We start from the raw sequence: 23396 nt of genomic DNA, 5'->3' as shown, positions 1-23396 counted from the left end.
ATGCCTAACCTACCACAATCATTAAAGCGAAGAAATTTTATTAAAGCAGCATCGGCATCGCTACTTTTCGCTTCTATACCTTCATACGGATTCGAATTTTTCGCAAACGAAAAGCCAAAAAAAGTAGCCCTTATAGGAACTGGTTGGTATGGCACTGGTGATTTATTGCGTCTTATTCAAATAGCGAATGTAGAAGTAGTTTCATTGTGTGATGTTGATAGTCACCAGTTAAACATAGCTGCCCAGCTAGTATCCGAAAGACAGAAGAATGGTAAAAAACCAAAACTATATTCTGATTATAGAACCATGTTACAAAGTGAAAAATTGGATATTGTTCTTATAGGCACACCTGATCATTGGCACGCTTTAACTTGTATTGCAGCTATAAAATCTGGCGCTCATGTGTATGTTCAAAAACCTACCAGCGTTGATGTTATGGAAGGTGAAGCAATGGTTACCGCAGCAAGAAAATACAACAAGGTAGTACAAGTGGGTACACAACGAAAAAGTACTCCGCATTTGGTTGATGCTAAAAAACAAATCATCGATACCGGAATGCTAGGCACCATTGGTCATGTAGATATGTGCTGCTACTATCACATGCGCGCCAATGGAAATCCGCCAGAGCAGGAAATCCCCGATTTCTTTGATTATGAAATGTGGACGGGCCCTGCACCTATAAGACCTTATGACGGATTACCGCATAAGAGATGGTGGCGAACATTTCGTGAATATGGAAACGGAATTACAGGAGATATGTGTGTACATATGTTAGATACCGTTCGTTGGATGCTCAATTTAGGATGGCCCAAACGCATTAGTTCTGAAGGAGGTATTTATGTGCAGAAAGAAGGCAAATCTAATATTTCTGATACACAATCAGCCGTTTTTGAATATGATGGTCTTAATTGCAACTGGCAGCATAGAACATGGGGAAATCCCAATGACCCAGAGTACCCTTGGGCATTTAAAATATATGGAGAAAAAGGTGTACTTAAGGGAGATGTCATGAAAGCCGAATTTGTACCCGTTGATGGTAGCGACAGTATTCGTTTTAATGTACTTTATGAAAAAGAAAAATATATAGAAGACCTTACCGAAAAAGATTTAGAACTACATGCCGCACCAGCAACGCGTAGGCATATGATAGATTTCTTAAATGCAATTAAAAACAATACAAAACCTGTTGCAGACATTGAACAAGGGCACATTTCATCTGCCAGCTGTATTTTGGCTAATTTATCGATGGATTTAAAAAGACCTTTAACCTATGATCCTAAAAGTAGAAACGTTTTAAATGATCCAGAAGCTACTGCCCTATTACAGCGAGAATATCGTGGACCGTGGGAACATCCGCACCCAGATACCGTATAAATTTATTGTAGTTTTTTAGTAGAATCACGTACCAGCAAGCTGGTCTTTACTGTTTTAGTTTCATAAGGTAGCCCAGGATTTTTAATTCTATTGATCAACAATTTAGCGGTTTGCTCGCCAATATACTTTCCATGCTGACTAACCATTGTTAATGACGGAGTTACGTATTTAGACAACTGCCCATTGGTAAAGCCAATTATAGAAATATCATTAGGTACATTATAGCCTCTTGCCTTTACAACTTCTAAGACTTGAACAGCAATTAATTCATCAATTCCTATAATACCATCTATGGTTTTATAATTCAAAAGAAATGACATCAGTAAATCTAAATCATCTTTGACCGTAAGATTTATAATTAATTTAGAATCAAATGGTATGTCAAATTCTTCTAATGCTTTTTTGTAGCCTAACAATCTTAATTTACCTACGCTTGAGCTTGAAATAGGATTTACCACAGCTATATTTTGACAGCCAATGTTTATGAGGTACTTAGTGATTTTATAACCGGCTTCAAGATCATCTACAACCACCTTATCGCATTGCACATTGTCCGAAACCCTATCAAAAAGTACTACGGGTATATCATTATTTATAACATCTATCAACGCATCATGCTGATCCTCATTCTGGCTTTCTTCCGCAAGGGACATTATGACACCATCTACAGTGCCCGCGTCAAAAAATTCAAGTGTCTTCGTTTCTTTTGCTTTAGACTCGTTACTAATACAACTAATAATATTATAACCACTCTCATTTGCAACCTTCTCTATACCATACAGAACCTGAACAAAGAAGTAATTTAATATGTTAGGTACAACAACACCAATGGTCTTAGTGCTTTTATTCAACAAATTAAGAGCCAATCTATTAGGCTTATAATGTTTCTCTTTGGCGTATGCTTGAATTTTTACCTTTAGGTCATTGCTGATCTCGTGACTATCGTTTATCGCTTTAGAAACGGTTGAGATAGAAACACCAAAATGCCCGGCAATATCCTTTAAGGTTACTTTTTTCATAATATATACTGCAAAAGAACAGATTTAATTTGACATTTAAATTATTCGTAAAAAGCAAAATGTCCCTAAGGTAAAAACCTAGGGACATTTAAATTTAATTTTATAACTATTAGTACCCAAAAAGCTACTATGCTAAAACGCTTAATGGGTAAAAATATTTATATGTATTGATTGATGATATTTTCAAACAATTCTTGCTTACCACTCTGTAACTCCAACTCACCATTTTCTTTAGCAATGTTGTAAAGATCTTTCATATCTAACTTACCGTTTTCAAAATCTTTTCCTTTTCCTGAATCAAAAGATCTGTATCTATTTTCACGTAACTTGTTGTAAGATGATGATTCAATAATTTTATCAGCAGTAATCAATGCTCTTGCAAAAGTATCTGCACCACCAATATGTGCATGGAACACATCTTCCAAATCCGTACTATTTCTTCTTATTTTGGCATCAAAATTTACACCGCCACCTTGTAAACCACCAACTGCCAAGAATACCAACATTGCTTCTGTAGTTTCTTGAATATTGTTAGGAAACTGATCGGTATCCCATCCATTTTGGTAATCTCCTCTGTTAGCATCCATACTACCTAACATACCTGCTTTTGCGGCAACGGCAATTTCATGCTGAAAAGTGTGTTGTGCCAATGTGGCGTGATTAACTTCAATATTCATCTTAAAATCGTTCTCTAGACCATATTCTTTCAAGAACCCAATGGCTGTTGCACAGTCAAAATCATACTGATGTTTCATTGGCTCCATTGGTTTTGGTTCAATAAAGAAATTTCCTTTAAACCCTTGGCTACGTGCATAGTCTCTTGCCATAGTCAAAAACTGCCCCATATGGTCAACTTCACGACCTAAATCTGTATTCAATAAAGACATATAACCTTCTCTACCACCCCAAAAAACATAGTTCTCACCACCTAAGGCAATAGTAGCATCTAAAGCCAATTTAATTTGACCACCTGCTCTTGCCAATACATTAAAATCAGGATTGGTAGATGCACCGTTCATATATCTTGGGTTTGAGAAACAGTTAGCCGTACCCCACAATAATTTCTTCCCAGATTCTTTTTGCTTCTCCTTAAGGTACTCTGTTATCGTTGCCAATCTCTTTTCAGACTCCGCAAATGTTGATGCTTCCTCAATTAAATCAAAATCATGAAAACAGTAGTAATCAAATCCTATTTTATCAAAAAACTCAAAAGCAGCATCTGCCTTGTCTTTAGCCGCTTGCACCGCATCAGATGATTTATCCCACTCAAAATTCTGTGTACCAGGACCAAATGGATCTGAACCTTGACCACAGAAGGTATGCCAATAAGCTGTTGAAAACTTAAAGTGCTCCTTCATTGTCTTACCCGCAATAACCTGATCTGGATTATAGTATTTAAAAGCTAACGGATTGTCAGACTCCTTGCCTTCAAATTTAATTTTGTCTATTCCTTTAAAATATTCCTTGTTTGCCATTATGATGATTTATTTGTTGTTCAATATCAATTCTAATTCTTTCTTCCAAGTAGCGTAGGCTTCTTGGTATGCTATTTTATCTTTTTTAGGACTGAAGGTCATTACATAATCATTATCTAATATTGCCTTACCGAAAGCTTCAAAATCTCCCTTATGTAAATTTGCCGCTCTAGCCGCTCCAATTGCACCAGTAGTATTATAAATCTCAATATCATACCCTATTAAAGTTGCGACTGTATTCGAAAAGATATCTGAACGAAAAAGGTTATCGTTACCGGCTCGCATTACATTTACTTTTATACCATCAGACTCCATAATTTCCATTCCGTAAACAAAAGAAAAAGCAATGCCTTCTAACGCTGCACGACACAAATGCCCTTTACCGTGATTGTTTAAATTTAGGTTGACAATTCTTGTACCGACGTCTTTACTTTTTAACATTCTTTCTGCCCCGTTACCAAAGGGAATCATAGCTACACCATCTGCCCCAATAGAAACCTCATCTGCCAACGTATTCATTTCTTCATAAGAGTCTACATCTAGGTTATTCAACAACCAACGATATTGAATTCCTGCTCCATTAATGCAAAGTAATTTGCCAATTCTAGCCGGTTTTCCCTTTGAATAATTTACGTGTGCAAAGTTGTTTACCCGAGAGCTTTCTTTTACTGAAAGATTATCTGTTACCGCATAAACAACGCCAGATGTACCACCTGTTGCCGCAACTTCTCCAGGATTAAACACATTTAATGCCAATGCATTATTTGGTTGGTCTCCCGCCCTATATAATATTGGGGTATCTATTGAAAGCCCGCTTTCAGTTGCTCCTTTTTCATTGACTTTAGATTGTACCGAAAAAGTATCTACAATATCCGGTATCATATCTTTTTCCAATCCGTAATAATCCAGTACCAAATCTGCTATACTGTCTTTTTTGAAATCCCAAAAAATACCTTCTGATAAACCGGAAACCGTAGTATTTACTACTCCTGATAATTTATAGGCAATGTAATCGCCCGGAAGCATCATTTTATAAATTTGAGCGTAAATGTCAAGTTCGTTTTCTTTCACCCATTTCAGCTTAGATGCCGTAAAGTTTGATGGTGAATTTAAAAGATGGGTGTCGCAAGTATCTGCCCCTATTTCTTCGTAGGCTTGCTGACCAATGCCAACAGCTCTACTGTCACACCAAATGATAGATTTTCTAAGGGAATTACCTTCTTTATCAATGAGCACTAGACCGTGCATTTGATAAGATATACCAATGCCTGATATATCTTTTTTATCAATATTTTCTTGTTTACATATCTTGTCAATGCCACTACAGACGTAGCTCCACCAATCTTCTGGACGCTGTTCTGCCCAGCCGTTTTTTACAGCTTCCATCGACATTTCTGTTTCAGGTTCTGTAACCACCCCAACACTTTTTCCTGTTGAAGCATTTACCAAGGCAATCTTAATAGATGAACTGCCGATATCTAATCCTAAATGGTACATAAATAGTATAAATTGGTTTGCTGAAATAAGTTAAACCAAAAATAGTTACTATGAAGACCATTCAATATTTACACAACGAAAAATTATCGTAGTTCAATTTTTTAAAAATATCAATGTATAAATCCAAAAATATAAATTACTGAATATAAGGTTGTTATACTTAATATTGAAAACAACTTATTTTCGAAAGGGTTTTCGTACTACCCTTAATATCAATACTTAAGAATTCATTTTTTAATACTGTTCTAGCTGATTCTGTAATTGTTCTAACTTAGAAAGTGCCTCTGATTTTGAGTTAACATCTAGCTTTAAATAAATATTCTGAATGTGAAAATTTACGGCACTAGGCGTCACAAATAATTTTTTTGCAATCATTTTATAAGTAGCACCTTGACATAGAAAATCTACAATTTGATTCTCTCTCTCCGAGAAAAAAGCAAAGGTCTTTCTATGAAAATTACTTATAATTTTCTTGACGATATCATTGCTCATTGCCGCACCTTCTTTTTCCATACTACGTAAAGCGTGTTCTAACTTGTCTAAGGTCAATGGCTTAGTCAAGTATCCATTAGCTCCCTTTTTGAAAGCATTTTTAATAACGTCGAAATCATTGATTTCACTAAACATTATAATTTTCACTTCCCAATCTTTTTTCTTAAAAAGCTTAATGGCATCTACCCCGTTCATATCATCTAAATCTATCTCAGATAATACAATTTCAGGTTTGGTAAATTTATAATCTTTAATAGCGTCTTTGGCAGATGTGTAGCAGCCTACCACTTCATAACCATCTATATCTTCAAAGTGATTTTTATACACGGAATGTAATGAACTATCTTTTTCTAATACTATTATTCTAATGCTTGAATTTTTCATAATCTCCATAGATTTTGAGGCTATCGTTCTAAAAATAGAACAATAACTAAAATTAGTTTTAAGTTATCTCAGGTACCTGTTGAAAGGCATGAAAACTAAACAATAGCTATGTTTTGTAAACCAATAGTGTATGCTATAAGTTCATTTTTACATCAAAAATTGACAAATTTCGCCTAGAAGAATAGTCAAAATATTGACCATGCTTCACTATTGTTCAGTTAAAAAATTAAATCATAAAACGGTTAACCGCTAGAGAATTAATTCATGAAACCGAGGCGTTTGCCAAACTTTGGATTAATGAGATTTCGAAATTCTATAATGATAGAAATCTTGTGAAGAAAAAAATGTGTTTTAAAACCGGAATTTAGTAGGGTAAATTCTTTCATGGTTGTGGGGGGATTTGGGGTTATACAATTGGGTTTAAATCTTTTTGGTGATCGAAATATATATATTAATGCAATATCCCCGTTGAAAACATAAGAATTTTCGTTCAAATACCACATTTTCATAAAAAAGAAGGTAATTCGTCGATAGTTAACATAAAGTTAAAACCGAGAATCACTATAAATATGAACCAAAAAATAAAGGAGGGGCCCCAGTTATCCCCCCGGACAACACCCCTCCATTTATTGACAATTCAAATCAACCATATAACCATATCGATGAATAGTTTTTAATCCATTACTCGATACTTATATAATCGTCCTCAAAAGTATTAGATGCGGTTGCAGTAGTTTCATTCACCTGCATGATCCATTTCTCTTGATTGTATTTTCCGTTTAAATCTGTGCTTGCTGCCATTTGGGCATCGTTCTTATAATCGTAATCTGCCAAGTATACATAATACAGTCCATTTTCTTTATTATAAAACTGTTTTGGATCTAACCCTTTCTCTTTCAAATCTTTCATGAAAGCATTCATATACTTTGTTTGGCTATAAACATTGGCTATAACATAATAACCAGAGTTCATATCTATAACATCAGAATCTACTAACATTTTCACCGGCATTGCCTTAAAGTTATCTCTTGTAGATGGTAATTCTTTGAAATTTGCTCTTCTTGAAGACTTAGATACCGTTGATGTCTTCGTAGCTGTTGTTGTTGCTGTTGAAGCTGATGCCGTAGCAAATGCATCTGCAGGTTCAGTTACAAAGTCCATTGCATCGTCTTTTAAATCATTTGATGCATAAGAGGTGTTTTCTTCTACGCTAAAGTCTTGTAAGGAGCTCTTTATCGTAGTATCAATATCATTACGTAACATTCTAACAATTAATTCAAAACGTTCTTCAAATGCCGCTATTCTTTCAATTTCAATAGAATCTTGACGTAAAATCAACTCATCTAAAATAATTTTATTCTCATATGCCAAACTACTTTCTGAAACAGGTGTAGCCGTGTTTGTAATTGTTTCTTGTCTTTTACGATTAGACTTTCTTGCATTATCACGTTCCTCTATTAAATGAGCTATTTGCTCTTCATAGTTACGTACAATATTATCTATTTGATTGTCTGAAGAGTTATCTGCTACCGTGATAGCCAAATCATCATCTTTGAACTTATATGCCAAGGTAATTTCATGATTCCAACCAAGGTTTGCATCCTCACTTGATAAATCTTTTTCCATTAAATAACCCAGAGACATTTTCTCACTAAGGTTAAACCCTACTCCTGCCGCTACTCCATACTCTTCATCTACCGTAGTTTGCAACCAACCATATTTAGGCATATCTAATAGTAAAGATCCAAAATAATATAGGCTACCATCATAATTTTGCCCTACTTGTGCCATTGGCATCAACCTTGCGTTCTCAAAAAGTCCTCTTGAATGTTCAAATGAGTGCGTATACTGTACCGATGCCTTTACACTTTTGGTAGACAATTCGGTTAAAAATTCGTTCGTTGTTTGATTGTATTTTAAAAGGTCTTCTGCGTACAAACCAAAATCAAAGCTACCTAACGTTAGGTTAATGCCTGGCTGTACGGCAATTTTACTTTCTTTTCTTGCATCTGCCAATTGTGGATCATTTTCGGCAACTACAATTCTATTTTTGTCCAATCCTTGATTAAAGTATGTAACGTTGGTACCAAAAGTTAGTACAGATTTCTCTCCTAAACGTACTGCAGATGCGTAGTTAGCATTGAATCCAAATTCTTGAACCACACCAGACCATTGACTGTAAACCCCAATACCAACTGCAGTACTTTCGTTTAATTTATTGCTGAAACCTAGAAAATAGTTTTGACTATTATCTTCAAAAGTTGCGTATTGATTTCTATGTAGAATATTTAAATATGATTTGTTCTCACGTACCAAAGAGAACGTTGGGTTTATAAAAAACCTATTGAAAAATAATTGGTTGTGGTAGGTACTACTTGATCCTAAGTTTGCATTGGTTTCTTGACCTTTTACTGTTTGGACAAGAGCCAATAAGAATAAAGCAATAAGAAAACTATTGATTTTATACGGACTTTCCATAACGATTAGATTTAGTGATTAGAATTGAAATTGTCTGTGATTTAGTGGGGGAAATGAATAATGGGTGGTTATTCATCTTCAAATACCGAACTAGAATACTGTGTTCGTTTATCTGTATTAAAGGCTTCTAGGAAGCGATCATCTCTACTTTTCTCATTAATAGGCTTATCGCTTAAATTAAAAGCTATATTTTGGGTATGTTTACCTTGAGCCATTCTATTAGATACCACATAACCAGATCCATCGCTCTGTAAAAGATTTACCGAGTACTCGTCATAAGAACTATTGATAGTGTTACCCATGTTAACTGCAAGACCAACACTGCGTTGACCAACTTCTGCCATGTAAACATCTAAACCTCCGTAACCATCTCTACCGTCTGATGCAAAAACCAAGCTACCATTAGAAATAGGATTTGGGTGTACATCGTTTTTAGCAGTATTTACTTTAGTACCCAAGTTCTTTGCTTGACCTAACATTCCATTTTTCCGAATCGTTGCCACGTAGATGTCATACTCGCCAAATGTACCTGGCATATTAGATGCAAAGAATAGACGACTACCATCTGGCGATATTGCCGGGTGTTTAGCAGAATAATCACTTGGACATACAGCCACTTCAGTAATTTTTTTCCACTCGCCACCTACTTTATCGGCTTTGTAAATCTTATATACTTCTTTCTTTTTGGAGAACATACCAGTTGTAGGTTTTTGGTATGTTTTTTTACTGTAGTATGCAGTTCTACCACCATTTGTAATAGCTACCGGTGGTGCATACTCACCATTTGTCTTTGCTGGAGCTACTTTATTTGATGCAAACTCATTGTTTGTACCTTGGCCATCCCACGGTAAAAAATTACGTCTATTATTAGAGGTAAGTCTAGATGGTACAACTGAACGCGTCATCTTATAATCATCTTTTACCAACTCTGTCCAGTTCTCATCGGCAATTTCATTTTGGACTTCTTTACCTAATTGAGATACTGCATGGTCAAATCTCTTCTGGTAGCTTCTCTTTAATGTACCATCTTCAGAAATTTCCATAAGTCTACCGTACCAGTATAATGCATTTGCATATTTTTTGGTCAAGAAATTGGCATTACCTAAATCTTCAAAGATTTCTGCATCAGAAAAACCAAGTGTCTTTAGCTTGTTATAATTCTCTGTACGGTTAGTTACTTCTTCAACCTTTCTTTGTTGAAAAGTAGTGCTGTTGTCATTGTAGGCCAAATCTTGGCCATAGCCCATGGTTGCCATGCAAGCAAACAAAAGGCTAGTTTTAATTGAATTGTTCATATTACTAGATTTTGGGGATTAATACTCCAAAGGTCTTACAACTCATTCAATTGATTATTAATAAAAATTCATAGGTTTTTGAAATTTCAATGAACCATTAAATCGATAAATCAATTTAAACAATTAAAAATCAAACAATTACAACAAATTTTAAATTATTTTCTTACCTGTTTATTTTTTCTTTTATCTGAAATATAAGTGTATCCCAAATAAGCTAACTGCAGTCCTACGGCCGCCATTTTTAATTTTCTACTTTTTACTAACATTTTTGCTACTCCAAATAAAGGTGATAATCCCATTCTATTATTTTTTATTGTTCCTGACCAAAATAATATGAACAGTCATTTCTACTTAACTCAATCCCTTAAAATGATATACCAATACACTTACTTAAGCCCCATTTTTATGGTATATAACTACTTATTGAATAGAGCAAAAGTGATATTTTATATAGCTAAGCATTGCCGTTCTATGCCCGTATCTTAGTAATATAAAATTTGTTTAACCATAGACCATAAGGTCTAATAAAATTTAATACATGAACACCGATATAAAAAAGATTGAAGATCACTTAAAAGATTTAATAAGTAAAAATGAAGATGCTATTAAAGGATTTGAAAAGGCATCTGAAAATTCTAAAGATGTAGGAATTAAAAGCTACTTTGAAAAAAAAGTTATTGATCGTATGCAATTTTTAAGAGAATTAAGAGCAACTGTTCCTGAGCTTGAGTTAGGTAGTGTAGAAATTGAAGGAAGTGCGGCCGGAACATTACATAGAACTTGGATGGACGTAAAAGCGTTTTTTGCCGAAGATAATGATGAAGCTATGCTAGAAGAAGCTATAAGAGGCGATAAAGCTGCAATTAATGATTATGATAATGCCTTGGCAGAAGTAATGATGCCACATAGATTAAAAGAAATTATTAGAGTACAGAAAGAGCATCTGCAGAATGCTTTAGAGACTACTGAAGTTTTAGAAGATTATATATAAATAATATTCATTCATAAAAAAGCCCTTGCAATTTGCAAGGGCTTTTTTATGCTTTATTCAAACTTCTTATTTCATTGCTCTATTAGATTGCTCAGCACGTTTTCTCTTTAACCAATTGTTATAAAACTTTTTGCCAAAATAAAGTATTAATGCTTTTTTCATAATAGGGTATTAATAAGTTTTCAGTTTATCTTTTCTCTTTTTCAGTTGTCTTTCTAATTCACTTACAGATTCATTGACAGACTCTTCAAAATTTTCATTGCTGGCTTCGGCAAAAATTCTTGGACCTGGTAGGCTTAAACGTATATTACAGATCATACCCGTTTCATCTGATGATGTGTTTTCTTGTTTTAAAAACACGTCGGCCCTAATTATGTCACTGAACTTGGTTTGTAGTTTATTCAACTTCTCTTCTGCAAAACTTTCTAATCTTTGACTAGCTGTTACGCCATCATATTCATATATAATATCCATATGTTTTGTTTTAATCTAAAAATCGAGGCGTAACTCCAAGGAGTTTTGCCTCGATACTTAATATTTATATTCTTAAATTTTAATTACTTTTTAGAGCTTGGTCTACTTATCTACATTGACCATCCACCCTATTCCGAATCTATCTGTACATCTACCAAAATGACCCCATTCTCGTTCTCTAAATTCGTGGTGTACCTGACCACCACTAGATAAATCTTCAAACAATTGTTTTCCTTCATCTAGACTATCCGTATCAATACTCATATTAATCTGATTTCCATTATTTAATGGTGTATCTGGTGCCGCATCATATGCCATAAAGTGTACACCTTTACCTTTTAATTCTGCGTGTTGTAATTTTTGACGAAAAGATGACGGTACATCAATTTTCTTATCCTCGTATGTTTGTTTGTTTTTAATGTCTGCATTGAACAGGTTTCCGTAGAAATTCAATGCTTCTTGACAATTGCCGTTGAAGGCTAAATATGCTTGTGTTTTCATGATAATTAATTTTTATACAAATTACCCAATACCTCAAATTTGCCTTGTCTTAATACACTTAGTTATTGATGCATTTAATAATGCTATTCCAACACAATCTTTTTATCATCTATAAATTGAAAAAATGATAACTTTTCATTTAATCCCGTAAAAACTAAATTGGTAGTTAGTTCAAAAAGATGCGCTTCCGTTTCAAAAAAGTGCATCATATAACCCGCTGTATTCACAAAAGCCACATACTCGCCTATTGCCGGTAATCTAGGTAGTGTTATTTTTCTTTTTAACAATACATCTCTTTCCAAGCAATAAGCTCCCGTAAAAAATACATCAACATGCTCATTTTCCATAATTTCAGAATTATAAAGCATAAATGGATCTAGTAGAAAATCTGCGCTTGAACTCATCATCTGACTCATATTCATTTCTAGACCAACCAACCATTGCCCTTTAGCATCTTTTTTTCGGTGGATGACTTTTGCGACCGTCATTCCCACTTGGTCCAATAAAGAGCGACCAGGTTCTATACGTATTTCTATATCATTTTTAAGTAACAAAGATGCTACCGATAACCCTGATGCATCATCCATAAAATCTAGCACCTCTTTTATAAAAGAACCTTTATTTATCTTATTAAAGTACGGGTAGGTATTCAATTTACCATTCAACTTACCATCTTCTAGCCTAAAGCCCAATCCATTATCATTGAAAGTAATATCATTATCCTGGTTTAATACAGCATCTTTTAATTTTTCATTAAAATTCGTCCACTCTTTTTCATCCTCTAAATAGTTCATTAGAATACCACCGCCTATATCAATAAATGAAATGGGGTATCCTTTTTCTTTTAAAGCTGAAACGATGTGAATGCTTGCAATTAAACTGACACTTCGCTGATGCGTAGAATAACTATCTAAATGAAAATGAAGTCCGGTTACTTCTAGTAAATCAAAAGTTTTACCGTCGCCAACATAGGACCCTATAAAATCTATTACTTCATCTACATCAAAACCAAAACGACTATAAAGTTTCTTTCCATCAACTTCAAAACCACTAATTCTAAATCCAACTTTTGCCGTTTTATTCAATTTAGCAGCTACTGTTTGGGTCAACCTACATTCATCTTCATTATCCAAAATAATGGGTACGCCATTATTAATTGCCAATTCTATTTGTGCTTCGGTCTTTATTGCTGCCGTCAACACTAAATTTTCAGCATTTCCGCCCAGTGCCAGTGACTGTTCCAACTCTTTAAAGCTGGCGGTATCTACACCTATACCAGATGTAAATGCCTGTTTTACCAAACCTTTAGATTTGTTAGCTTTTCTGGCATAAAAAATTCTATATTTTAATCCATAGGATTGAAAAACCTCCTGGTAGCTTTCGCAATTGAGATTGAAAGATGGTAAATGATGTATGTTTATGGGCGAACCATATCGTTCAACTAAACCTCTTACAACCCCTTGGTCATTGAATAGCTCATGCATCCATTCAGAAGTCTTTGGTGTCAATTGATATTCAGGTTTTCCCTTATAATACATGTTCTTTCCTTTTATATTTTTTTGTTCTTTCATCTTTCTCTTTAATTGCTTCACTGGTAGATTTTGCCCAAATAGACGCAAAATCGTTTCGGGTTCTTGACAAGGTATCATTATCGCAGGTTATGCCTTCTGTAGGTGTTCCATAAAATGAAATATCTGTATTGACATGACCATTGCCGTCTATAGCATTTCCTGCTTTACTAATTTCTATACAACCTGGTTTGTAACCGGTCTGTGTTTTATTTTCAAATTCACTAATTAGTCCATTTTCCAACAAATTCTGGTAAAGTTCATTTTCAAAATTTCCTTCCTTAGCCCTGGAAATTGTTGCATTTACCAAATAGTTTATTTCCGTTCTTTGACCATTATCTATTTGTAAGCTAAAATTTTTATTAGCATCATCTATAGATATAGTTGCAGATTTAGCGTAAGTGAAATCTAAAATACCTGCGTTACAAAGCGCTACAATTTTTTGCATATTCTCAACTGGCGGACCATAGGATAACCTATTGAACAGTCCAAAATAATAGGTATCAAATTCCTTGTGCGAAACCGCATCTAAACCTCCAAAACTATATAGCTCATTGAATATAGGACTAATTTTATGCCATGTGGTAACTGCTGCCATTAACGGACTTTTTTCTTCTCCATCATTAGCTTCATCAATTAAAAACTGTAGGTAAACTTGTATTTCCTTTGTTGATAAAACGGACTTCTCTTTAAACGGATTTATTATAGCTTTCCAATTAAAAACAGGAGAATCAGGGTAATCTTCATGAAAATATTTCACCTGTTTTTCCATTACTTTAAAATCATCGTCATAATAAAACTGATGACCATAATTTCTAAACAATACCGTGTAATATGAAAAATAAAATTCTTTCTTAAATAAAGGTAACAGCGTAGCATTAAAACTAACAGGTTTATTTTTCTTAAGTTCAGTTACCACATCTTCGGTTAAAAAATACAAATCCGTAACAGTTGACAATGAGTCATTTCTTGGTACCATAGGCACACCGGTTCTAGAGAACGGATAAATTTTAAAAGGCTCATCACCTGATGAAATATATTTTAAATTACCTGTATCACTCTTTTCAAAATTACCTCCCCTACCTTCTGTCAAAGCTATAATTGCGTCAATAGCCGTTAGCCCAAAACCTTTTATAGCTACTAAAGACCTTGAAAATATAGGCTTTAATTTTTCGTTGGTAGGATAAATAAAATCAATCTTATTTTCTGAAATGACACTTTTGCTTTTCTGAGTTTTAAAAGAATGGTGCCCCGTTGTAAATAAAACCTTGTTACAGGTAACAACTTCTTGTCTACTGGTTGCTTTATCCTTATAAAATACTTGATAACTATTCTTTTGTTTTGTCATATTAGTTACCGTGCCAATATGCGTAACTACCTGAACATTACTTGGCAAATGGTCTAATACATACTGATAACAATCTGCCAGATAGCTACCTACTAGAGCTCTAGGTGCATATTTTCCAGAAGCAGTATTCTTATGACCATTATCTGCAAGCCATGTTACAAAATCAGGAGTTTCGGTAGCAGATGAAAAAGGTTCTTGTAATACCCAACTATTAATATTACGATTGGCGTAATTCATAATTAGGTACTCTGGCTGATCTGATCTATATACATCGCCCGATGCTAAAAAAGATGTGCTATTGAAAACATGTATTTGTACAGTATTTAAAATTTTAGCTTCATTTAAATACGCTATCAATCTTTCAAAACCATAGAAGCCCTTAGGTCCAAAACCTATTATTCCAATATTATATATGCTATTATCATTCATAGATTATGCTACTTTCCACCCTCCTAAGGGAGTAAAAGCATTTCTACTTTCCGGTAATTCTTTTAATAACCAGTCTTGATTATAGATAGTATCTAAATAGCGTTCTCCACGATCACCTAAAAACAGCGCACAATTACTATCCGCTTCTATTTTTTTACTGTACTTTTTTACGGCACTGATCATACCGCCAGAAGAACCTCCGCATAAAATTGATTCATTTTCCAGTAATGACCAACATCCTCTTGCGCAATCAACATCATCTACATATACATGATCATAAATCTTGTCCGTATCCAAAAATTGGGAAGGTACACCCGCACCATGACCCGGAATTAATCTTTTTAATGGCGGACCGCCAAACAAAACACTACCTACAGCATCAACAGCAATTATCTTGGTGTCCAAATTGTTTTCTTTTATATAATCTGCACAGCCCATTAATGTGCCGCATGTGCTGGTAGCAACAAATAGGTAATCTAATTTACCCTCTAAAGAATCCATAATCTCTGTCATTGTTTTATGATGCGTTAACGGATTGTCTTGATTACCGTATTGGTTTGACCAAAAACTATTTGGAATACTGATCAATAAGTAACGAACACGCTCTAATCTTGCCGCTAAAAAGCCTCCATCCTCTTTTGGCTCAGTTACTTTTTCTATGCGGGCACCATAGGTATTTAGAATTTTCTCTGTGTGTAAATTTAATTTGGGATCTACTACAACTATCAATTTAAGACCATAGTATAAACATGCCTGCGCCAGACCAACCGCCATATTACCTGAACTTGATTCTATGACCGTATCTCCCTTTTTTATTCTGCCATTGGCAAGTGCTTGTTGCAATATAAAAAGGGAAGTTCTGTCTTTAATGCTTCCGGCAGGGTTTGCAGCTTCTAGCTTGCCGAAAAGATTGAATTTATTATGCTTAAAAATTTTATTTAATTGAACCAATGGTGTGTTACCAATGGTATTAATAATAGAATCAGATACAGTATCAGAAATATTTTGTGTTATCATATTCAATAGATTAGTGGTTATTCAGAAAACAAGGATTGCTATCGTTGCTAAAACTACTTAGATAGACACTCTTTAAATATCACTATTCAATAATTAAATAACTCTTTCGGTTTTAAGTTAAAAAGAGAAATGGAAAACGCCATTTTTATGGAAATTTCTAATAAACCCTTCACACCTCTAATTATCAATACCTTACACAAAAATTAAAAATTTCAATCTTAATATGCTGTCAAGAAAATTTTAAGATTTTTTGTTCTTAAATCTCGGTCATTTTTCTAAAAAAATACCTAATTTCAGAGAACTCAAACAAATAGGAAAAACGAATGGCAAATTTCAGTTTAAAAGTTAATGGAGAAACCAAAGAAGTAGATGTAGATCCTTCTACACCAATGCTTTGGGTATTACGGGATCATTTAAAATTGGTAGGCACAAAATTTGGTTGCGGTATTGCACAATGTGGAGCATGTACCGTTCACTTAGGTGATAATGCAGTGCGCTCTTGCCAGCTTCCGGTTTCTGCCGTGGGTGAACAATCTATAACTACTATTGAGGGTCTTTCTGAAAACGGAGACCACCCTGTTCAAAAGGCTTGGATAGAAGAAGATGTGTACCAATGTGGGTATTGCCAAGCGGGTCAAATTATGAATGCCAGTGCGTTTTTAAAACAGAACCCCAACCCTACTGATACCGAAATTGAAAATGCTATGAACGGTAATATCTGTCGTTGTGGTACTTATACGCGAATTAAGAAAGCTATTAAAAATGCTTCTAGTATTTCTAACGCGTAATTTATACCCCACAATGTTGGGATTTTTAACCTTCAAAAAACAAAAAGATGACACTCATTAAAACAACATATAATAGACGTTCTTTCTTAAAAAGTGGTACGCTTGCCGGTGGTGGTATGATTTTAGGATTTAGTTGGCTAGCATCATGTAAACCTACCCCTGAACAAGTTAGTAACATACCAAAAGAATGGTTTGATATTAATAGCTTTCTAAAAATTGGAGATAATGGTATGGTGACTATCATGTCTCCAAATCCAGAGATTGGGCAGAATGTAAAAACCTCTATGCCCATGATTGTTGCAGATGAACTTGGTGTAGATTGGAAAAATGTAATTGTAGAACAAGCTCCTTTAAACACTGATATTTTTCAAAGACAATTAGCAGGTGGCAGTCAATCTATTCGTGTTGGTTGGTCAGGATTAAGAATGGCAGGTGCAACAGCAAGGCATATGTTAGTTGCTGCAGCTGCAGAAGCTTGGCAAGTTGACGAAGCTGAAATTACGGTCAATGCCGGTGTTATAAGTCACGCCGCATCTAACAACTCTGCCGGATTTGGAGAAATGGCTTCTAAAGCGGCTACTTTACCAGTACCAGAAGAAGTAAAACTTAAAGAAACAAGTAATTTTGATATTATAGGCACCGATAGACGTAATGTTGACGGTCCTAATATTGTTACCGGTAAACCTTTGTTCGGTATAGATATTCAAGAGGAAGGAATGATGATTGCCATGATCGTTCACCCGCCAGCTTTTGGTATGACCTATAAATCTATGAATGCCGATGACATAAAGACTATGCCAGGCATCAAAGATGTTTTCCCTATTGAAGTATATAAAGAAGATACAGAAAAACAATGGTCAGATGCCGGTGCCATTAATAAGCTTGTAGCTATTGTGGGTGAAAGTACTTGGCAATGTATGCAAGCAAAAAAGGCGCTAAACGTAACTTGGGAAGAAACATCAGCACTAGAAAGCACAGAAGGGCATGACGAAGCATTGACAAAATTATTGAATACTTCTTCTAAACAACCAGCTCGTAAAGATGGTAATGTTGCCAGTGCATTTAAAAAAGCGGACAAGGTTATTGAACGCACCTACAGTGCTCCTTTTTTAGCGCACAATACCATGGAACCAATGAACTTTTATGCCGATGTTACTGCTGAAAGAGCATTATTCAACGGACCTATACAGACTCCTGAGTTTTTAGAGAAGACCTTGTCATCTAGACTAGGAATGCCACTAGAGAAAATTGATATTAAAATGAGCCGTATGGGTGGCGGATTTGGTCGTCGTCTCTATGGTACATTTGGTGTAGAAGCTGCCGTGATATCTCAACGTATGCAAACACCTATAAAGTTGGTTTATACTCGTGAAGATGATATGACCCAAGGTACCTACCGCCCTACATATAAAGTAAAATATAAGGCAGGTCTAGATAAAGATGGTAATCTAATTGCATGGCACGTTAAAGGCGCGGGTAGTAATGACGATTTACTTTTTGAAAATAGATTTCCTGCAGGCGCCGTAGATAACTACCTAGCTGAAAAATTTAGTTTAGAAACCAATGTGACTACTGGTGCATGGCGTGCCCCACGTTCTAATTTTGTTGCCGGTGCTGAACAAGCTTTTTTAGATGAAGTTGCCGAGACTGCTGGTAAAGACCCAATTGAATTTAGATTAGAGTTATTTGACAGAGCCATCAAAAATCCTGTTGGAGAACCTGAAAAGAACGATTACGACCCTGTGCGTTATGCAGGTGTTCTTAAATTAGTGAGAGATAAAGCTAGTTGGTACGGAAGTCAGAAAAATGGAACCGCAAGAGGAGTTTCTGCATATTACTGCCATAATTCTTATGTAGCACAGATTTTAGACCTCTCTACAGATACAGAATCACCAAAGGTAGATAAAGTTTGGTGTGCCGTTGATTGTGGTATTGTCATTAACCCTATGGCAGCAAAAAACCAAATTGAAGGTGGTATCATCGACGGTATAGGTCATGCAACATACAGCGAAATGACTTTTAAAGATGGTAAACCTCAACATAAAAATTACGATACTTATCGCTTGATCAGACATAAAGAAGCCCCAAAGGAAATAGAAAGCTTTTTTGTAGACAACGGTATTGATCCTACCGGATTAGGAGAGCCTTCTTTGCCTCCAATTATTGGTGCATTGGCAAATGCCCTTTATAAGGCAACAGGACAAAGACATTACAATCAACCATTTATTACTGAAAAATCGGTAATTGGCTAACGCCCTTATGCTATTGTAAAATTAAAACGCCGAAGTCTTAGATTTCGGCGTTTTATATTTATTGCCAGTATTTATATTTTGAATCTTAATACTGCCCTAAAATAACTTCTAGAATCATTATCTATAGTAAGCAAGGTGTTATTATTACCGTCTTTAAGCTTATTATTTAAACTAAAATTATAAGCTGCCCGTAAATCTAACTGCAAGTGATCCGTGAAATGATACTCATACTGTAGACCTCCATTAATCAAAGACATATTAATTAATTCAGCGAATTCATTTTCGTTCACTAATGCTCCATTCTGTATATTAGAGGTAAAACCATCTAATTGTGCATATAACTTAAAGCGATGCTTTTCTGAAAGATGATACTGTAAATTAGACTTTGGAATACCAATATTAAAAGACCAATCAGGTCTAAACTTTTTGTAATAGCTAATGAAGGGCAATGGGAAAACATACCCCCTATTTTGTGAATAAGATAGACCTACTATTAAACGTGACGGCTTTTCTAAATCTTTTTCAAACTTTTTTATAAAAACTAAATCTCCCGAAAAAACCAAATCATTAGCATTCAGATTTCTAGCTGTAAGATTTGTGCTTATACCTGGCTGAAAACGTGCACCTAAACGCCACCCATTTTTTAATGGTTTGGTATAGCCAATGGTGAAATCTAAAAGTTTAAAATCATTCAATAACTCTCTATCAAAAGGAAGCTCATCATCTTTAAAGCGAAGGTGTACATTACTATAATCTACTCCTAAAAATAAATACTGCCCTTCTTTCTTAAGTTTTACCGGGTAATTAACAAGAAATCTTGACCGTGTATACTCTACATCAGAACCTTTATTAGGTATAAATGTAAAATCTAAACGAGCTAAATCACTTAGTTGTGCTTGTGATGAAAAGCTAATTATGAAGAATAAAAATAAAGGTAATTTAAACCGCATTTAATTTTTGTAGTATCTGTACTGAATAATGATAATGCAAGTTCTATTTTTTTATTGTACTGATTTAGTGCTATTAAGCATAAATTTATCTTAAATAAATTATATTCATAAATCTAAAACATTGGTTACACGAGCTAGCTCCTTATCGAACAAATCTTTGGTAACCTCTTTTTTATAGAAAGGAACCATTTTATTAAGTTGAGCTTTACCAAACTCAGAATCCATTATTTCAGGAAAAGCTTTTTCCAACACATCTAACATAATCTTCACGGAAGTAGATGCACCTGGTGAGGCTCCTAATAGACAGGTAATTCTACCATCTTTACTATGTACCAACTGAGTTCCAAATTCTAGAGAACCACCCTCAAACTCATCTTTCTTAATGGTCTGTACACGTTGACCAGCTATCATAATTTCCCAGTCCTCATCTTTAGCATCTTTTACAAATGCCCTTAGAGAATCCATTCTATCTTCAAAACTCATGGCTACCTGTTCTACCAAATATTTGGTTAGTGGTAAATTGTGCCAAAACACACCCCACATAGAAGGTATATTATCAAAATTTATAGATTTTAATAAATCTAAGTTGGAACCCTCTTTTAAAAACTTAGGACTAAAACCTGCAAACGGACCAAAAAGTAATTCTCTTTTTCCATTGATGTACCTAGTATCTAAATGAGGTACGGACATTGGTGGATCACCTATACCTGCTTTACTGTATACTTTGGCATTGTGTTGATTTATGATATCTGGGTTTTTGCACACTAACCATTCCCCGCTTACCGGGAAACCGCCATAACCATCCTTTTCTTCAATTTCTACTTTTTGCAACAGCAGTAAACTGCCACCACCGGCGCCTATAAAAACATGTTCTGAATCTACGGTACTTTTCTCTCCCGTTATAAGGTCTTCCATTTTCACCAACCACTCTACATCGTGATCTGGATCAATATCTTCCACCTCGGTATTAAATAGCACTTTAGTATTGTACTCTCTATCTAAAATATCAAATAATTGCTCCGTTAACGAGCCATAGTTCATTTCTGTTCCCCTATTAATTCTAGAAGCTGCCATGACCTCATTTTCTGTTCTACCATGCATCATTAAAGGGAACCATTCTTGCATCTTTTCTTTTGCAGTGGTAAACTCAATGGTATTGAACATAAAATGCTCTTTAAAAGCCTTATAACGATTTTCAAGATAGTCGGCATTGTCTTTTCCTTTTACCCAACTATGATGTGGCACGGGAGTTATAAATGACTTTGGGTCTTTTATAAAACCTTCCGCTACCAAATAAGACCAATATTGTTTAGAGGTTTCAAACTGGCTACAAATGTTAATTGCCTTTTTAATATTAACTGTACCATCTTCATTTTCCGGAGTATAATTTAATTCGCACAGTGCAGAATGTCCTGTACCGGCATTGTTCCAAGCTGCAGAACTTTCTTGTGCTACTTTATCTAATCGTTCAACGATCAGTACTTTAAGATCTGGCTTTAACTGTTTTACCAATAAAGCCAACGTAGCACTCATGATACCCGCACCTACACAAATAAGGTCATATTCTTTTCTCAATTCCATCAAAATCAAATTTTATTACCGCTTTATACGCTTGAAAAGTTAACTATTTCTTTTGGTTAATTCTGAACGATGTCCAAATTAAAATCATATTTCAAAAGACAAAGAAGAAGCCGATAGACCTTCTTTTCGTTTCTAATCAATAATGAATTTTAATCCACCACAAACTTAAACCCTGCGGTAATGATACTAGAACTAAAAGTAGTATCTCTGTCGTATTTGTAGAACTTCACATCTATACTTTTAAGTCCCAGTTTCCAGATATGCATTTTTGTAAAAATATCTGTGTACGAAACTCCCATCCCAAATTGATTTGCTGAATATTTTGACAAATCATAATCTGATGTGTAATAAGTTTCAGTAGACAAAGCTTGCTCATAACCAAAGAAATAATCTGCGGCGGACTGCTGATAGAACCTATATGATGGATATATGGTAAACTGATCCGTTAGTTTTATTGGAACCTCTACACTTGCGGTATGTGAATTAATACCCCAATCATCATTGTAATATCGATAAAAACTCCTCACTACAAAGGTCTCATTAATATACCAGTTTAAACGCCCACCTGCAGCGACCTTAAAACGGTTATATGGTAATTGTTCTATGGCATCTGCCAATTGAAAATTTTCAATGAACGAATCTGCTACATCACTAAAATAAACACGTTGAAACGGGGTGGACAACAAACCATCTTGGCGTACAAAATCTAAAGCCAAAGAACCTTGAAGATTCTTACTCAAGATTTGAGAAAAGCCAAAACCCAGTGAATATGAATTTCTTGTTTCATCATCAAACTCATTGAATATTGGGTTGTAATTGCTATTACCAGTGATGGTATAATTACTAAAAAAACCATTATTAATTCCATTGGCACCACTAGCAAAAGGTCTTAATTCTTGAGGATAAATAGCCGTCCAGCTATCTAAATAAACATTCGCATTTATGCTGACTTCCGTATTCTTTTCATTGAACAGCTTTGTTAAACCACCTCCAAAACCTAAAGAAAAATAATCATACTCACTAGACACCGAAACTTTTCCAGAAACAATGGTATTTCTATCATCTGAACTATGGCTATATGATCCTGAAATATTTGCCCAAGTATCTGAACTAGAAGCACCAGAACTTGCTATAAAAGGGTCTGCAGGTTCACTACCATCAAAAGGGTCTACGTTACTTGAAGAAGCCGATGTGTATGCAGAAACACCTGCATCTATAGTTAATACATCATCATCGTTCAACGGAATGGCAACCACGAATGTGCCCGTAAAATCAGTTAACTCTTCAGTACCCAAACCGCCACTTACGGCTGCATTGTCTCCATCTTGAGAATAATAACTGGTCAAGAAATCTACTTCCGTAGTTTCTAAAACACGCTTTTTATATGTTTTTACAGAATCTTTTGCTTGTTGGGCATGACTAACTGTAAACACGAATAATGCTGCTATAAAAACTATTAATTTGAAAATTTTCATTTTGTAAA

19 protein-coding genes are annotated in these 23396 nt (G+C 34.8%); 4 read left to right on the top strand and 15 right to left on the bottom strand.

The window, feature by feature from the left end; translation table 11 throughout:
• Entirely contained in the window at nucleotides 1-1374 is a 1374-nt protein-coding gene (locus PXD56_RS15055) for a Gfo/Idh/MocA family protein (protein ID WP_276494170.1), read from the top strand.
• Between the two features lie 2 nt (nucleotides 1375-1376).
• Here PXD56_RS15055 and PXD56_RS15050 read toward each other — a convergent pair whose 3' ends face one another.
• The 7 genes from PXD56_RS15050 to PXD56_RS15020 form a co-directional block, all read right to left on the bottom strand.
• The gene (locus PXD56_RS15050; RefSeq protein WP_276494169.1) at nucleotides 1377-2393 is read right to left on the bottom strand and encodes a LacI family DNA-binding transcriptional regulator; all 1017 of its coding nucleotides are present in this window, start codon (nucleotides 2391-2393) and stop codon (nucleotides 1377-1379) included.
• Nucleotides 2394-2551: 158 nt separating this feature from the next.
• Nucleotides 2552-3868, bottom strand: coding sequence for a xylose isomerase (xylA, locus tag PXD56_RS15045; RefSeq protein WP_420828453.1), 1317 nt, complete (start codon nucleotides 3866-3868; stop codon nucleotides 2552-2554).
• A 9-nt stretch (nucleotides 3869-3877) separates the two neighbouring features.
• Nucleotides 3878-5365: a xylulokinase gene (locus PXD56_RS15040; RefSeq protein ID WP_276494168.1), complete on the bottom strand. Its 1488-nt coding sequence runs from the start codon at nucleotides 5363-5365 to the stop codon at nucleotides 3878-3880.
• A 234-nt stretch (nucleotides 5366-5599) separates the two neighbouring features.
• Nucleotides 5600-6241 carry a response regulator transcription factor gene (locus PXD56_RS15035; protein WP_276494167.1) on the bottom strand — a complete coding sequence of 214 codons (642 nt, stop codon included), beginning with the start codon at nucleotides 6239-6241 and terminating at the stop codon, nucleotides 5600-5602.
• A 681-nt stretch (nucleotides 6242-6922) separates the two neighbouring features.
• On the bottom strand, nucleotides 6923-8719 hold the full coding sequence (locus PXD56_RS15030; RefSeq protein ID WP_276494166.1) for a PorP/SprF family type IX secretion system membrane protein: 1797 nt from the start codon (nucleotides 8717-8719) through the stop codon (nucleotides 6923-6925).
• Nucleotides 8720-8787: 68 nt separating this feature from the next.
• Nucleotides 8788-10014, bottom strand: a complete 1227-nt coding sequence (locus PXD56_RS15025) for a TolB family protein (protein ID WP_276494165.1) — start codon at nucleotides 10012-10014, stop codon at nucleotides 8788-8790.
• A 155-nt stretch (nucleotides 10015-10169) separates the two neighbouring features.
• Nucleotides 10170-10313: a hypothetical protein gene (locus PXD56_RS15020; protein WP_276494164.1), complete on the bottom strand. Its 144-nt coding sequence runs from the start codon at nucleotides 10311-10313 to the stop codon at nucleotides 10170-10172.
• A 239-nt stretch (nucleotides 10314-10552) separates the two neighbouring features.
• On the opposite strand from PXD56_RS15020, the gene PXD56_RS15015 reads away from it, so the two are divergent.
• On the top strand, nucleotides 10553-11005 hold the full coding sequence (locus PXD56_RS15015) for a ferritin-like domain-containing protein (protein ID WP_276494163.1): 453 nt from the start codon (nucleotides 10553-10555) through the stop codon (nucleotides 11003-11005).
• Between the two features lie 171 nt (nucleotides 11006-11176).
• On the opposite strand, the gene hpf is transcribed toward PXD56_RS15015, so the two are convergent.
• From hpf to sbnA, 5 genes are all read right to left on the bottom strand, one after another.
• Nucleotides 11177-11479, bottom strand: a complete 303-nt coding sequence (gene hpf / locus PXD56_RS15010; RefSeq protein ID WP_276494162.1) for a ribosome hibernation-promoting factor, HPF/YfiA family — start codon at nucleotides 11477-11479, stop codon at nucleotides 11177-11179.
• 102 nt (nucleotides 11480-11581) lie between these two features.
• Entirely contained in the window at nucleotides 11582-11980 is a 399-nt protein-coding gene (locus tag PXD56_RS15005; protein WP_276494161.1) for a VOC family protein, read from the bottom strand.
• A gap of 83 nt (nucleotides 11981-12063) precedes the next feature.
• Nucleotides 12064-13551, bottom strand: a complete 1488-nt coding sequence (locus tag PXD56_RS15000) for a type III PLP-dependent enzyme domain-containing protein (protein WP_276494160.1) — start codon at nucleotides 13549-13551, stop codon at nucleotides 12064-12066.
• The gene (locus tag PXD56_RS14995; protein ID WP_276494159.1) at nucleotides 13508-15325 is read right to left on the bottom strand and encodes an FAD/NAD(P)-binding protein; all 1818 of its coding nucleotides are present in this window, start codon (nucleotides 15323-15325) and stop codon (nucleotides 13508-13510) included. Before PXD56_RS14995 ends, PXD56_RS15000 begins: the two co-directional genes overlap by 44 nt.
• A 3-nt stretch (nucleotides 15326-15328) precedes the next feature.
• Nucleotides 15329-16342 carry a 2,3-diaminopropionate biosynthesis protein SbnA gene (sbnA, locus tag PXD56_RS14990; RefSeq protein WP_276494158.1) on the bottom strand — a complete coding sequence of 338 codons (1014 nt, stop codon included), beginning with the start codon at nucleotides 16340-16342 and terminating at the stop codon, nucleotides 15329-15331.
• A 323-nt stretch (nucleotides 16343-16665) separates the two neighbouring features.
• On the opposite strand from sbnA, the gene PXD56_RS14985 reads away from it, so the two are divergent.
• Both PXD56_RS14985 and PXD56_RS14980 read left to right on the top strand, forming a co-directional pair.
• Nucleotides 16666-17130: a (2Fe-2S)-binding protein gene (locus PXD56_RS14985; RefSeq protein WP_276494157.1), complete on the top strand. Its 465-nt coding sequence runs from the start codon at nucleotides 16666-16668 to the stop codon at nucleotides 17128-17130.
• A gap of 47 nt (nucleotides 17131-17177) precedes the next feature.
• A complete protein-coding gene (locus PXD56_RS14980) occupies nucleotides 17178-19382 on the top strand; it encodes a xanthine dehydrogenase family protein molybdopterin-binding subunit (RefSeq protein WP_276494156.1) in 2205 nt (734 codons plus the stop codon).
• Nucleotides 19383-19453: 71 nt separating this feature from the next.
• Here PXD56_RS14980 and PXD56_RS14975 read toward each other — a convergent pair whose 3' ends face one another.
• The 3 genes from PXD56_RS14975 to PXD56_RS14965 all read right to left on the bottom strand — a co-directional run bounded on the left by PXD56_RS14975 (nucleotide 19454) and on the right by PXD56_RS14965 (nucleotide 23388).
• Nucleotides 19454-20332: a DUF6268 family outer membrane beta-barrel protein gene (locus tag PXD56_RS14975; RefSeq protein ID WP_276494155.1), complete on the bottom strand. Its 879-nt coding sequence runs from the start codon at nucleotides 20330-20332 to the stop codon at nucleotides 19454-19456.
• A gap of 105 nt (nucleotides 20333-20437) precedes the next feature.
• A complete protein-coding gene (gene mqo / locus PXD56_RS14970) occupies nucleotides 20438-21913 on the bottom strand; it encodes a malate dehydrogenase (quinone) (protein ID WP_276494154.1) in 1476 nt (491 codons plus the stop codon).
• 149 nt (nucleotides 21914-22062) lie between these two features.
• Complete coding sequence (locus PXD56_RS14965; protein WP_276494153.1) at nucleotides 22063-23388, bottom strand: DUF3570 domain-containing protein; 1326 nt, start codon at nucleotides 23386-23388, stop codon at nucleotides 22063-22065.
• Nucleotides 23389-23396 lie beyond the last annotated feature (8 nt).

It is taken from the genome of Maribacter zhoushanensis (assembly GCF_029350975.1).
Classification (GTDB): Bacteria; Bacteroidota; Bacteroidia; order Flavobacteriales; family Flavobacteriaceae; genus Maribacter; species Maribacter zhoushanensis.
The sequence above is the reverse complement of the archived record's forward strand: the minus strand, read 5'-3'. Positions and strand labels throughout refer to the sequence as shown.